Below are 12,470 nucleotides of genomic sequence, written 5' to 3'. Positions count from 1 at the left end.
TGCGAGCGGGATGCGCTCAGTGCGACATCAGCACCGGCACGGTCATCGAGCGCAGGATCGTGCGCGTGGCACCGCCCAATACCAGTTCACGCCAGCGGGCATGGCCGTAGGCGCCCATCACGAGCAGATCGGCGCCGCTGTCGGCCACATGGGAAAGCAGCACGTCGCCGACCGATGCCCCCGGTCCGGCTTCAATGCAGTCGACTTTTACAGGCACGCCGTGTCGCGCAATCACGGTGGCGATATCCGCGCCAAAAAGGCGGTCGGGCTCGCCTTTGTGCACGCCGTTGATGCTGAGGATCGTGGTGCTTTTCGCGGTCCGCATGAACGGCAGCGCGTCGTGCACGGCGCGTGTGGCTTCGCGGCTGCCGTCCCACGCAACCAGAATCCGGCTGCCTGTCAAGCCTGCATGGCTTGCATTGGGCACCAGCAGCACCGGACGGCCGCACGACAGAATGACGTTTTCGGGAAACAGGTCGCCGACATACGATTCCGGATCCTCAGGGTTATCCTGGCCCGCCACGATGAGATCGGCGCAGCGTCCCTCGCGGGATACGGCGATGCTGGCGGCCTCGTCCACCGCGACCCATTCGCCCGCTACGTCGGCACGCCTGAGTTCGGCATGAAAGAGCCGTTCCAGCGCCGCGCGCCGCTCCGCGCGAATCTGTTCATGCGTCGCGTAGTACGCCGCCGTTCCCGCCATCACATACAGCGAGCGGGGATCCGGCGAGAAGACGGCGTATACGCCGGTCAGATGCGCATCGAACTGTTTGGCGAGGCGCAGCGCGACTTCCAGCCGCGGGTGCGCACGCTGGCCGTTGTCGAGATGAACGACGATGGTTTTGTAGCTCATGGCAGGGGCTCCGTGGGAAAAGATGCTGACGCGAGTTTGATGCGCGAATAGGTGAGCTTGAGTCTAGGCATGATCGCGACGGCCCCGTTGACGCAGATCAACGGCGCTGCCGACGCAGCGCGCCGAAAGCGGTGTTTGACTTAGGTCATGCCCAAGGACTGTGCGCGGCCTATGCTCCTCGACATGCGAGGCCGCCGTGCTTGCGCCGGCGCATTCCCCTCTGGAGGAGCGAGTCATGTCTGATCACCGCGTTCTGGTCGTTTTCTTTTCCCGTACGGGCACCACGCGTATGCTGGCATCCACGCTCGCCAGGATGCTGTCCGCAGACCTCGAAGAAATCTGCGATCTGGCGGAGCGGCGCGGCCCTTTCGCCTATCTGCGTTGTCTTGTCGACTCGTGGCGCAAGCGACCAGCCGAGATTGTTCCGGCTGGGCTCGATGCCGCGCAGTACGACCTGGTGGTGGTGGGCACACCCGTATGGGCCGGCTCGGCGTCCGCGCCGGTCCGCGCCTACCTGCTCGAGAACCGCTCGAAGTTCAGACACGTGGCGTTCTTTTGCAGCTTCGGAGGCCTCGGCAGCCAAGCCGCTTTTGCCGAAATGCGCGCGCTGGCCGGCAAGGCGCCGGTCGCGCAGTGCAATGTGCGCGCCGCTGAAGTACGGCGCGGCGCGGTGGGCGCGTTGCTCGTTCTTTTCGTGAGCGCGCTGAAACGCCATCTCGCCGACCATGAAGCGCTTGAATGGACCTGCTGAGCTCACCTGCGGATCAGGCCGGCAGCAGCATCAGCACGGCAGCGACGCCCATCACCGCGGTCGCGGCCGCGCCGAGCACAAGCAGCGGCCGGCTCGCGGTGAAGTCCCCCATCACCGAGCGCTTCGACACGAGCAGCAGAATGACCACCATCAACGGAACGGCCACCACGCCGTTGATGACTGCGCTCCAGAACAGCGCTTTCATCGGACTGATCGGCGAAAACTGGATCGCCAGCGCGGCCAGCACACTCACCGCGATAATCCCGTAGAAGCCACGTGCATCGCGCAATTTGCGCTCGAGCCCTTCCTGCCAGCCCATCGCTTCGGCCAATGCATAGGCGCCCGAGCCTGCCAGCACCGGCACCCCGATGAATCCCACGCCAAGTATGCCGAGCGCGAACAGCAGATACGCGAAGTCGCCGGCAAGCGGGCGTAGTGCGCTCGCCGCCTGGGCGGCGCTAGTGATGTCGGTCACCCCGGCGGCGTGCAGCGTCACGGCCGTGGCGAGCATGATGAAGTAGGCGGTGAGATCGGAATAGAGCATGCCGCTCCAGGTGTCCCAACGGATGCGCCGCAGTTCCGTGCGCGCTGCGTCGGCCTCGCGCACGAGCGGCGCCCGGGACGGATCGGCATGCATGTCTTCGACTTCCTCGGAAGCCTGCCAGAAGAACAGATACGGGCTGATCGTGGTGCCAAACACCGCGACGACGACCGCCGCCGCCTTCGCATCCACGGTGAAGCGCGGCCAGAACGTGCGCAGCGCCACGTCGCGCCACGGGACATGGACAACGAACAGCACGGCCGCATACGCCAGCAGCGAAACGGTCAGCCACTTCAGAACAAACACGTAGCGATGGTACGGCACGAAGATCTGCAGCAACAGCGTGGCGAACACGAAACACACCGTCAGCAGGTGCCGGTCGATACCGCTGACCAGTTGCGCGACTTCGCCCATTGCGGCTACGTCGGCGGCGATATTCAGTGTATTGGCGAGCAACAGCAGCAGGACCACGGCGTACAGCACGACAGGCGGAAACGCTTCCTTGATGTTGGCGGCGAGACCCTTGCCGGTGACGCGGCCCAGATTGGCGCACATGCACTGGATTGCCGCCATGAGTGGGAACGCCAGCGGCATGGTCCAGAGCATGTTCAGACCGAATTGCGCGCCCGCCTGTGAGTAAGTGGCGATACCGCTCGGATCGTCATCGGCGACACCGGTGATGAGTCCGGGTCCGATGCGTGAGAGCGGATGCTCCCTGAGGCGGGCGAAAAGCGCGCCGAGGCGTTTGCGCGGTGCTCCGCGAGACTCCCCGGCTGCCGTCCCGGAGCGTGAGGAGGGTGGTAGGCGGCGCGAAAAGGGCATGGCGGCCTATTGGTTACGCAGTGGGTGACGCAGCGCCGACAACGCCCCGTACACCACGCGCAGGTCGTGCTGACCTTTGTAGACCGCCGGGGCTGACCGGTCTAAATCCAGCAACGTGTAGACGGCCGTCTGCGCGGTGCGCACCGAATATTCGACAGTGAACACCACGTCGTTCGGCAACTCGCAAAACTGCCCGACGAATGCGAGGTTCGCCCAACCTTCGGGTACCACCTGAGGCCGGTCGCCGGGTTTGCGCCGCAGAAACTGACTGGTGATGAACGGCATCAGGCACGGAATGCAGATCGCGTCGTCGAGAATGCGTGGGGCGTCCTCGTGCACGTGAAGATGACCCAGCAGTTCGGTCATGATTTCGCGGCCGGTGCAATCGGCCATCGGCTTGCCGACAAAATTGCCGGGCCGGTCGACGAAGAGCCCATAGCCCCAGAGCACTTCGACGTCCTTCGGCTGTCCGATGAAATGCGGCTGGTGCGGCAGCACGATCGACGCAAGCCAGTTCGACTGCGGGAAGGTGATGAGGCCGCCTTCGCCAGGCACGTTGCCGGTCAGATCGCGGACCAGGCGGAATAGCGTCGGGTCGTGCAGCGTCGCGGTGAAGGACAGCCAGCGGGATTCGCCGACGTGATCGGCGAACACGGATGGATGGCCGAATTCGGCTCGTCCCGACGCGATATTTTTCCAGAGCGCCCACGCGCCGCTGCTGTCGCCGTGATCGAACCCGGCAGGCCGGTTCGTGCCGCCGAGGCTCGATCCCGCAGTCATCGAACCGAGCGTGACGATGACCTTGTCCTCTTCATCGACCGGAATCTCGACACGACGGTTCTCGTGTTCGCAGACGATACCCGCCACCCGGTTCAGCTCGCCGCTTTCGTCATAGCGCAGATCGACGACGCGCGTGTTGGCGCGAAATCGCACGCCGTGCTCGGCGAGCCACTTGCGCAACGGCCGCACCATCGAGTCGTGCTGGTTGTAGACCGTGCGCATGATGCCGTGCAACTGGTTGAAGCCCGACGTCATATGCGCGAAGCGCAGCAGGTAGCGGCGGAATTCGACCGCGCTATGCCACGGTTGAAACGCAAAGGTCGTGCACCACATGAACCAGAAGTTGGTTTCGAAAAAGTCCGGCTCGAAGTGTTCCGAAATCCGGCTATCGCCAAGCAGGGCTTCCGGTTCGATCGAGAGACGGCCGAGCGTGAGTACATGCCTCTCGGCGAGTTCATAAGGAGGCGCGGTCTCGCGCCGGCCATTACGCACGAGCCGCGCTTTCGACGAGGTGCGGATCGTTTGGTTCCAGTCGAAAATTTCTTTCGTGACGCTGCTGCGCCCGTCCAGTGTCGGAATCGAGTCGAACAGATCATAGGTGCACAGATATTTGCTTTCGAGCATGCGGCCGCCGCGGACCATGTAGCCCTCGTCCGGAGAGCCGGCACCGTCCAGGCTGCCGCCCGGCTTGTCGAGCGCCTCGAAGATCGTGATGTCGCAGCCGGGCACGTCGGCGTCGCGTATGAGGAACGCAGCGGCCGCGAGCGACGCAATGCCGCCGCCGACGAGATGGAAATGGCGGGCTGCCGCAGGGGCGTCCCTGAAGCCATTCCCGGTGGAGCGCGTCGCAAGGTGGTCTGGGTTGTTCATGCTGAGTCCCCCGAAGATAATGGCCATCCAGATGCCAGTGTCCAGACCATACCGGGGCGAAGCGAACGCGTATTGAGTTGGATCAACAGAGCTTGAGTGGTGCCCCCTTCGCAGCGGAGGGGCCGCGCGGTGCCTGAAAGAGCGGTGCCTGTTTCAAACGAACCACCACGCGAGCACTGCCGTCAGCAACACGACCGCCCACGACGGCACGCGCCACCACGCAAGCAGCACCAGGGCAACGACGAGCAGCGCGAAATCGCGCCCGTTGTGAACCGCGCTGATCCATACGGGGTTATAGAGCGCGGCGAGCAGGATACCGACCACGGCGGCGTTGATGCCGGCCATCGCGCGGCGCATGGGCGCGAGCGCGCGCAGCTCGCTCCACAGGGGCAGCGCAGCGCCGACCAGCAGAAACGACGGCAGGAAAATCGCCACCGTGGCAATCAGTGCGCCGACCATGCCCGACGGATGTCCGGTGCTGGTGGCGCCAAGAAACGCGGCGAACGAAAAAAGCGGACCGGGAACCGCCTGCGCCGCGCCGTAGCCCGCCATGAACGCGTTCGCGGCGACCCAGCCACGCGGCACGACGACTGCTTCCAGCAGCGGCAATACGACGTGCCCGCCGCCAAACACCAGAGATCCGACCCGGTAGAACGCCGCAAACAGATCGAGCGGGTAGCTGTGCAGAGAGGCCGCTATGGCAGGCAATCCGAACAGCAACAGTGCGAAAGCCGCGAGGCAGCCGAGCGCGCCGGCTTTCGTTCCCGGCATGCCGAGCGGTGCGCCCGGCACCTCCGTCGACGATTTCAGCAATACGGCACCGGTGATTCCCGCCGTGACGATCGACGCGATCTGCCCGTAAGCCGCGCCGAGCAGAATGACGGCGATGGCCGAGAGCGCCGCGATCGTCACGCGCGCGCGGTCTGGACAGAGCATGCGTCCCATCGACCAGACCGCATGGACGACCACCGCCACCGCCGCGATCTTCAGTCCCCGCAGCAGATGAAGCGCGGTCGCATCCCCCAGACGCGTGAACCCATAGGCGAAAGCCACGAGCACTAACACCGATGGCAGCGTAAAGCCGAGCCAGGCCGCCACCGCACCCGCCACGCCGCCGCGCAGACGGCCAATCGCGATGCCGACCTGGCTGCTGCCGGGCCCGGGCAGAAACTGGCACAGCGCAACCAGGTCGCCGAACGTGTGTTCGTCGAGCCAGCGGCGACGCTTGACGAATTCGTCGCGAAAGTAGCCAAGATGGGCCGCCGGGCCGCCGAACGAAGTCAGACCGAGCCGCAGGAATATCCAGAAGAGCGTCCATGGCGAGCTATGCGCCGTTCGGGTGGCGGGCGTCTGTGTATCTGCGTTGCGCATGGAAAAGGTCGTGCATTGAAGTGCCGGGATGGGCTCCGCAAAATAGCACATCCCGGTCCTGTCGAGCGGGTGTCGGCGTCCGCGCGCTGGTTTGTTCGATCGGTCCCGTCAATCGCACGGCACTGTTGCATCACCGTTGATGCAGGTCAACCGGAGCCTGCGAATAGCGCAGATGATCTGCTCATCGGCTCGCTGCCATGCGTGGCTTTCGGTGTCGCACCAGTCGACCGGCAGGACTATACGCGCGGAGGCAGTATGGGAATCGACATGCAGATCGTCTACTTCGGATTTGCGGGGACCGCGCAAATCGAGTCGGAGGCCGCCGCGCAACTGGTGCGGCTCGAGCGGTTTTGCAAAGCCATTTCCGGATGCCATCTTGCAGTCGAGGCCATTCACAGGCGTGCGTCGAGCGGCATGGTCGACGCGCTCGACACGCGACGCGCGGGTCCGGACGCGGCGCCGAATCATCTCCTGTTCGACGTTCGTCTTGATCTGATCCTGCGCACCGGCGAGCTGGTGCCGCTAGAGCATCAGCAGGGCGCTGACGCCGATGGCGCGGTGCGGGCAGCATTCGATGCAGCCGAGCGGATGCTCGCACGAGGCGCCGCGCGCATCTGATTCCGCACGGATGGGCAATGTTTCCCAGGAGGCAGTCATGTACGCAAACATCGTGGTGGCTCTGGACGGCAGCGAAGCATCGAAGCGTGCACTTTCCGAAGCGATCCAGCTTGCAAAGCTCTCGCGCGGCAAGGTGACGGCGGTCTACGTGCTGGATCAGTCGGGGGCTTTCACGTACGCGGGCGCGTGCGATCCTCATCTGTTGACGGACGCGGCGCGTCAGGTCGGCATGACGCTGCTGCAAGGCGCGCTCGCCCAGATGCGCGAGCTTAACGTCGCGGGCGACACGGAGATCGTGGAGACCCTAGGCGTCTGTGAAGACGTCGCTAGTGCGCTTGTGCGCTGTGCGCAACGCCGTGGCGCAGACCTGGTCGTGATGGGCACACATGGGCGCCGCGGCTTGCGGCGCATGGTGATCGGCAGCGTAGCCGAGCGGTTCGTCCGCTTTGCAACGTGTCCGGTGCTGCTGATCCGGGAGGCGGTGGACACGGAGCATGACCCACCGGCCTGACGTGCATCACGCGACGGCTTCCGATGCGTTGAAAGTGATCGTCGACATGCCGTAGCGATCTCCATCTATTGACGGACAGGTGCCAGGAAGGGGCGCGCTCACGGGCGTGCCCCGCGTCCTGGCTCATTTTGCTTCTGCAACTGCATGCGGACTTTCTCCTATGAATACATGCCCGGTTGCCGGCGAGCCAGCGGCAGACGCGTTGCCCGGCATCATCCCGGGCCCGCACGGAGAACCCGCGCCGCTGCTGCGGCTGGCGCTCGCCCGCGGCCCGGTTCGTATCGCGGTCGTCCATCCCTGCGACAGTCCAAGTCTCGCGGCAATGAGCGCGGCATGCCACGCCGGCCTGATCGATCCGGTGGTCATCGCGCCGCGCGAGAGAATTCAGGCGCTGGCCTCAGCGGCGGGAATCGATCTCGCAGGCATCGAAATCGATGACGTGCCGCATAGTCATGCCGCAGCCGCCCGTGCGGTTGAACTTGCGGCGCGTGGACACGTGCAGGCGCTAATGAAAGGCAGTCTGCCGACCGCCGAACTCATGGAAGCCGTGGTTCAGCCGGGAAAGGGTTGGCTGGGTTTGCGGACCGGCAAGCGCATGTCGCACTGTTTTCTGATGCAGATTCCGAGCTATCCACGCCCCTTTATCATCACGGACGCCGCAGTCAATGTGGTCCCGGATCTGGAGCAGAAGCAGGGCATCGTGCAAAACGCGATCGATCTCGCGCACGCGCTCGGCCTCGCGCTGCCCCGTGTCGCGATCCTTGGCGCGGTTGAAACCGTCAATTCGAAGATGCGCGCCACACTTGACGCCGCGGCCTTGTCCAAGATGGCAGACCGAGGCCAGCTAACCGGCGCGTTGGTGGACGGACCGCTCGCCTTCGACGACGCTATTTCGGTCAGAGCCGCGCGGCTGAAGGGAATTGTCTCTCTTGTTGCAGGCCGCGCTGACATCCTGGTGGTGCCCGATCTCGAGGCTGGCAACATGCTCGTCAAGCAACTGGAGTTTCTCGGCGGAGCCGCCAGCGCTGGCATTGTTCTCGGTGCCAGGGTACCCATCGTGCTCACGGGCCGCACCGACGGCGTGCCCACGCGGGTGGCATCATGTGCGCTGGCGGTGCTGCTGGCCGACCCGTGCGGCGGCCAAGCGGGCGGCAGGTGCCGCCCGGAATCTGCCTGATCACGCTTCGCGCAGTTCTTCCTGAATCGTCAGGCTCACGGCAAGTTGAGCGGTTACCGCACCTGTCGGCAACACCACGTGCCCGTGGGTCTCGTTGATGATTTCCGCGGCGGACAGATAAAACGCCAGCAGCGCGGTCAGCATGCCCAGATACCCGCCTGCATGATGCAGCCATTCAAGGCCGGTCCATTCGCTCGCCGCGAGCACGAAGAAGGTCACCCACAGCGAGAGAAACACCAGTTGCAGCACGCGTGCGGCCCGCCATGTCGCGACCCACATGTAAAGCGTAAACACACCCCAAAGAAACAGATACCAGCCGATAAAGGCAGCCGGCACCGTGCCGTGCAGAAACAGCACGAACAGTGCGAGCGACCACCAGAAAGCGCCGTAGCTGAGGAAAGCGGTCGCGCCAAACGTGTTGCCGCGCGGAATCTCCATGAGTCCGGCGAGCGCCTGCGCGGTGCCGCCGTAAGCGAAAGCGACGGCGAGCACCATCCCCATCGCATTGCCGCTGAACCAGCCGGCGTTGATCATGCTGAGCAGCCACGTCGTCAATGCGAAACCCGCGAGACCGAGCGAAGCGGGATTGGGAGCCTTGACATTCATGATGACATCCTCCGTTCCGTGCAGGAACGATGAAATTAGGATAAGCGCGTGTCCACGCTGGGCACGCGCGAGGTCGGATCGTGCTTGAGGCAAATTGGGCGAGCGGTTATCGCTCGCGGGTCAGATGGGAATCAGGTGGCATCGGCGAATTGTGAAATCACCGCGGGGTTTTCGACCGTCGAGGTGTCCTGCACGATGACTTCGCCTTTGGCCACCGAGCGCAACAGCCGGCGCACCACCTTGCCCGAGCGAGTCTTCGGCATCGCGTCGCCGAAGCGGATGTCTTTGGGCTTGGCGATCGGGCCGATCTCTTTGCCCACCCACGCGCGCAGTTCGTCGGCCACGCGCTTCGCGTCGGCTGCGCACGGCCGCGCCGTCTTGAGCACCACGAATGCGACGATTGCCTCGCCGGCGGTGTCGTCCGGGCGGCCGACCACCGCGGCTTCCGCAACCAGCGGATGCGCGGCGAGCGCCGACTCGATTTCCATGGTCCCGAGCCGGTGCCCGGAAACGTTCAGCACGTCGTCGATCCGGCCGGTGATCGTGAAGTAGCCGGTGTCGATGTCGCGGATCGCACCGTCGCCCGCAAGGTACAGCCTGCCGCCAAGCTCGTCGGGAAAATAGCCATGCCGGAAGCGCTCCGGGTTGCCCCATATGGTTCTGATCATCGAGGGCCACGGCTTGCGGATGACGAGCACGCCGCCGTGGCCATTCGGCACTTCGTGACCGGTTTCGTCGACGATCGCCGCGTCGATGCCGGGCATTGGCAACGTGCATGAGCCCGGCACGAGGGGCGTCGCGCCCGGCAGCGGGGAAATCATGTGGCCGCCGGTTTCCGTTTGCCAGAACGTGTCGAGCACAGGGCAACGGCCGCCGCCGACATGCTGGGCATACCACGTCCACGCGCTTGGATTGATCGGCTCGCCGACCGTACCGAGCAGACGCAGACTGCTCAGGTCGAAGCTGTCCGGATGCACCGAGCGATCGGCGTCCGAGGACTTGATGAGCGAGCGGATCGCCGTCGGCGCCGTATAGAAGATACTGACCCTGTGGCGCTCGATCATGTTCCAGAAGCGGCCCGCGTTCGGGAAAGTGGGCACGCCTTCGAAGATCACCTGGGTCGCGCCGACCGCGGTCGGCCCATAGCAGATGTAGGTGTGGCCGGTGATCCAGCCAATGTCCGCCGTGCACCAGAATACGTCGGCGGGCTTGATATCGAAGGTCCATTTCATCGTCAGCGCGGCCCACAGCAGATAGCCGCCGGTGCTGTGCTGAACGCCTTTCGGCGTGCCCGTCGAGCCGGACGTGTACAGCACGAACAACGGATGCTCCGCGCCGACCCACTCGGGTTCGCAGGTGTCCGGCTGCGCCGCTTCGAGTTCGTGCAACCATGCGTCGCGGCCTGCGATCCATGGAATCCGCCCGCCGGTGCGCCGGTAAATCGCCACTGTCCCGATGCCGTCCGTGCCGCCCATCGCGAGCGCTTCGTCGACGATCGTTTTGAGCGGCAACGTCTTGCCGCCGCGAACCTGCTCGTCAGCGGTGATGACGGCAGACGCGCCGACGTCGACGATGCGTTCATGCAGCGACTTCGCGGAGAAGCCGCCGAACACCACCGAGTGCGGCGCGCCGATGCGCGCGCAAGCGAGCATGGCGACCACGCCCTCCACCGACATCGGCATGTAAATCACCACGCGGTCGCCCTTTTTCACGTCGCGTGCGCGCAGCGCGTTGGCGAGCCGGCATACGCGGTGATACAGCGCCTGATAGGTCACATGCGTGATCTTCCCATCGTCGGACTCGAAGACGATCGCGGCCTTGTCCGCCAGGCCGTTGACCAGGTTGCGATCGAGACAGTTATACGACGCGTTTAGCTCGCCGTCTTCGAACCACCGGTAGAACGGTGCATCCGCCTCGTCCAGCACCTTCGTGAATGGGCGGCGCCATGCGAGCTGTTCGCGGGCAAGGCGTGCCCAGAATGCGTGGTGGTCCTGGCTTGCCTCGGCAACGAGGGCGCGATAGGCCTGCATGCCGTCGATGCTCGCATCCGGAGCAAGCGGGATGTGCAGCGCGGTGCTGTTGGGGACAACCGATTCGATGGTAGACATAGTCTCCTCACATAAATCATGAAGGGGCAAAGCGTGCAGTACGCAAGAAAAGCGCTTTACCGATGCGGGAAGGCTCTTGTTGGCCATGAGGTGCCTGGGCCGACGCTCCAACATGGTGGAGCCGGCCTCAGATCAGCGTGGGTGCACGGCAACTATGATCCAGCCACGGGCGGCGCTGTTGATGCATATCAACTGAAAGGCGGAGCGCGGCAGGGTTTTCGCGGGCGACACGAATAGCGGGAGCCTTGATGAAAATCAATCGCAACAGCACAACAAGAACGATGATGAACACTTCTTTCATCGTCTGACTATCCCGCGAACAGCATGAAAGGCATCCTCCGGCTCGCGTTCAAGCTTCTCATCAACGACAGCGCGAAATTCTCCGCGTTGCTAGTGGGCATTTCGTTCGCCGTCTTTCTGATGATTCAGATGACCTCGCTCTTCGCCGGCATCCTCAACAAATCGTCATCGACCGTCATCAATATCGGCGCAAAAATATGGGTGATGGACCCGGCGGTGCAGACCATCGCGAGCAGCATCGGCATGCCGAGCTACGTGCTCGATGCGGTGCGCAGTGTCGATGGCGTGAAATACGCTGTACCGCTCTATTCGGGTGCGGCTCTGGTCAAGCTGCGGGACGGCACGTATCAGGCGGTCACGGTGATCGGTCTCGACGACGCGAGCCTGTTCGGCTGGCCGCACATGAAGCAGGGCAAGATCGAAGACATCTATGCGGAAAATGGTTTCATTGCGATCGACGATGCCGAGTTCGTGAAGCTGAAAAACCCGACGCTCGGCACCGACTTCGAGCTCAATGACCATCGGGGCGTGGTGGTCGGCATCGCCACAGTGGCGAGCAGTGGCCTGTTCGGCACGCCCACGCTATACACCACTTATCAACGCGCGGTCACATACATTCCGTCAAGCCGCTACACCACCTCGTACATCCTCGTCGAACCCAAGTCAAATGCCGACATCGCGCACATCAAGCAGGCGGTGCGGGCGATGGGTTACGTGGCATTCACGAAGAACGAGTTCATGTACCGGATCTCGCACTTCTACAAGTACGAAACCGGGCTCGGCACCAACATCATGTTGATGACCGTGATCAGTTTCGTCGTCGGTCTGTCCATTTCGGGGCAAACGTTCTACACGTTCATTCTCGAGAACCTCGAGAAATTCGGCGCGCTGAAGGCAATCGGTGCGAAGCGGTACGAACTCGTCGCGATGATCCTGTTCCAGGCCACGTTCACCGCACTCACGGGTTATGGGCTCGGCGTCGGCCTGTGCGTGGCATTGATCAGCCTCGCACGGCTGCGCATTCCGGATTACGCCGCCATCATCACGTACGGTAATCTGGCGCTGGCGTTCGGCATGGTGATCGTGATTGCCGCGACGTCCAGCTACATGGGTATCCGCCGCGTGCTGCGGATTGAACCCTTCGACATCTTCCGGGGCTAGC

12 protein-coding genes are annotated in these 12,470 nt (G+C 63.9%); 5 read left to right on the top strand and 7 right to left on the bottom strand.

The genetic code is table 11. The annotated features are described in order from the left end of the window. Nucleotides 1–16: 16 nt before the first annotated feature. Nucleotides 17–853, bottom strand: a complete 837-nt coding sequence (locus tag ACZ9H4_RS24610) for a universal stress protein (RefSeq protein ID WP_476121414.1) — start codon at nt 851–853, stop codon at nt 17–19. 235 nt (nt 854–1,088) lie between these two features. On the opposite strand from ACZ9H4_RS24610, the gene ACZ9H4_RS24605 reads away from it, so the two are divergent. Beyond that, nucleotides 1,089–1,604, top strand: a complete 516-nt coding sequence (locus ACZ9H4_RS24605; protein ID WP_408325525.1) for a flavodoxin family protein — start codon at nt 1,089–1,091, stop codon at nt 1,602–1,604. Nucleotides 1,605–1,617: 13 nt separating this feature from the next. Here the strand turns inward: ACZ9H4_RS24605 and ACZ9H4_RS24600 are convergent, their stop codons facing one another. The 3 genes from ACZ9H4_RS24600 to chrA all read right to left on the bottom strand — a co-directional run bounded on the left by ACZ9H4_RS24600 (nt 1,618) and on the right by chrA (nt 5,988). Further along, nucleotides 1,618–2,967 (bottom strand): NRAMP family divalent metal transporter, encoded by a 1,350-nt coding sequence (locus ACZ9H4_RS24600; protein ID WP_408147610.1) that lies wholly within the window; start codon nt 2,965–2,967, stop codon nt 1,618–1,620. A gap of 6 nt (nt 2,968–2,973) precedes the next feature. Then, entirely contained in the window at nt 2,974–4,617 is a 1,644-nt protein-coding gene (locus ACZ9H4_RS24595; RefSeq protein WP_476121411.1) for an oleate hydratase, read from the bottom strand. Nucleotides 4,618–4,770: 153 nt separating this feature from the next. Beyond that, nucleotides 4,771–5,988, bottom strand: a complete 1,218-nt coding sequence (gene chrA, locus ACZ9H4_RS24590) for a chromate efflux transporter (RefSeq protein ID WP_476121409.1) — start codon at nt 5,986–5,988, stop codon at nt 4,771–4,773. Between the two features lie 255 nt (nt 5,989–6,243). On the opposite strand from chrA, the gene ACZ9H4_RS24585 reads away from it, so the two are divergent. The 3 genes from ACZ9H4_RS24585 (at nt 6,244) to ACZ9H4_RS24575 (ending at nt 8,294) form a co-directional block, all read left to right on the top strand. Then, entirely contained in the window at nt 6,244–6,606 is a 363-nt protein-coding gene (locus tag ACZ9H4_RS24585) for a hypothetical protein (protein ID WP_408147616.1), read from the top strand. Nucleotides 6,607–6,643: 37 nt separating this feature from the next. Beyond that, on the top strand, nt 6,644–7,117 hold the full coding sequence (locus tag ACZ9H4_RS24580; RefSeq protein ID WP_408147618.1) for a universal stress protein: 474 nt from the start codon (nt 6,644–6,646) through the stop codon (nt 7,115–7,117). 160 nt (nt 7,118–7,277) lie between these two features. Then, nucleotides 7,278–8,294, top strand: coding sequence for a bifunctional enoyl-CoA hydratase/phosphate acetyltransferase (locus ACZ9H4_RS24575; RefSeq protein ID WP_408147620.1), 1,017 nt, complete (start codon nt 7,278–7,280; stop codon nt 8,292–8,294). Here the strand turns inward: ACZ9H4_RS24575 and ACZ9H4_RS24570 are convergent, their stop codons facing one another. From ACZ9H4_RS24570 to ACZ9H4_RS24560, 3 genes are all read right to left on the bottom strand, one after another. Then, nucleotides 8,295–8,900, bottom strand: a complete 606-nt coding sequence (locus ACZ9H4_RS24570) for an acetate uptake transporter (protein WP_408147623.1) — start codon at nt 8,898–8,900, stop codon at nt 8,295–8,297. Nucleotides 8,901–9,031: 131 nt separating this feature from the next. Further along, nucleotides 9,032–11,008: an acetate--CoA ligase gene (gene acs, locus ACZ9H4_RS24565; protein ID WP_476121405.1), complete on the bottom strand. Its 1,977-nt coding sequence runs from the start codon at nt 11,006–11,008 to the stop codon at nt 9,032–9,034. Nucleotides 11,009–11,135: 127 nt separating this feature from the next. Further along, the gene (locus tag ACZ9H4_RS24560; RefSeq protein ID WP_408147627.1) at nt 11,136–11,309 is read right to left on the bottom strand and encodes a hypothetical protein; all 174 of its coding nucleotides are present in this window, start codon (nt 11,307–11,309) and stop codon (nt 11,136–11,138) included. 23 nt (nt 11,310–11,332) lie between these two features. On the opposite strand from ACZ9H4_RS24560, the gene ACZ9H4_RS24555 reads away from it, so the two are divergent. Continuing rightward, complete coding sequence (locus tag ACZ9H4_RS24555) at nt 11,333–12,469, top strand: ABC transporter permease (RefSeq protein ID WP_476121403.1); 1,137 nt, start codon at nt 11,333–11,335, stop codon at nt 12,467–12,469. The last annotated feature ends 1 nt before the right edge of the window (nt 12,470 follow it).

This window comes from Paraburkholderia sp. TE9906, assembly GCF_056279605.1.
The sequence above is the reverse complement of the archived record's forward strand: the minus strand, read 5'-3'. Positions and strand labels throughout refer to the sequence as shown.

What these genes read in the sequence shown, in the direction of transcription:
- ACZ9H4_RS24560 (WP_408147627.1), bottom strand. Translation starts at nt 11,309, where the DNA reads ATGAAAGAAGTGTTCATCATCGTTCTTGTTGTGCTGTTGCGATTGATT.
- ACZ9H4_RS24595 (WP_476121411.1), bottom strand. Translation starts at nt 4,617, where the DNA reads ATGAACAACCCAGACCACCTTGCGACGCGCTCCACCGGGAATGGCTTC.
- acs (WP_476121405.1), bottom strand. Translation starts at nt 11,008, where the DNA reads ATGTCTACCATCGAATCGGTTGTCCCCAACAGCACCGCGCTGCACATC.
- ACZ9H4_RS24600 (WP_408147610.1), bottom strand. Translation starts at nt 2,967, where the DNA reads ATGCCCTTTTCGCGCCGCCTACCACCCTCCTCACGCTCCGGGACGGCA.
- ACZ9H4_RS24610 (WP_476121414.1), bottom strand. Translation starts at nt 853, where the DNA reads ATGAGCTACAAAACCATCGTCGTTCATCTCGACAACGGCCAGCGTGCG.
- ACZ9H4_RS24605 (WP_408325525.1), top strand. Translation starts at nt 1,089, where the DNA reads ATGTCTGATCACCGCGTTCTGGTCGTTTTCTTTTCCCGTACGGGCACC.
- ACZ9H4_RS24585 (WP_408147616.1), top strand. Translation starts at nt 6,244, where the DNA reads ATGGGAATCGACATGCAGATCGTCTACTTCGGATTTGCGGGGACCGCG.
- ACZ9H4_RS24580 (WP_408147618.1), top strand. Translation starts at nt 6,644, where the DNA reads ATGTACGCAAACATCGTGGTGGCTCTGGACGGCAGCGAAGCATCGAAG.
- ACZ9H4_RS24570 (WP_408147623.1), bottom strand. Translation starts at nt 8,900, where the DNA reads ATGAATGTCAAGGCTCCCAATCCCGCTTCGCTCGGTCTCGCGGGTTTC.
- chrA (WP_476121409.1), bottom strand. Translation starts at nt 5,988, where the DNA reads ATGCGCAACGCAGATACACAGACGCCCGCCACCCGAACGGCGCATAGC.
- ACZ9H4_RS24575 (WP_408147620.1), top strand. Translation starts at nt 7,278, where the DNA reads ATGAATACATGCCCGGTTGCCGGCGAGCCAGCGGCAGACGCGTTGCCC.
- ACZ9H4_RS24555 (WP_476121403.1), top strand. Translation starts at nt 11,333, where the DNA reads ATGAAAGGCATCCTCCGGCTCGCGTTCAAGCTTCTCATCAACGACAGC.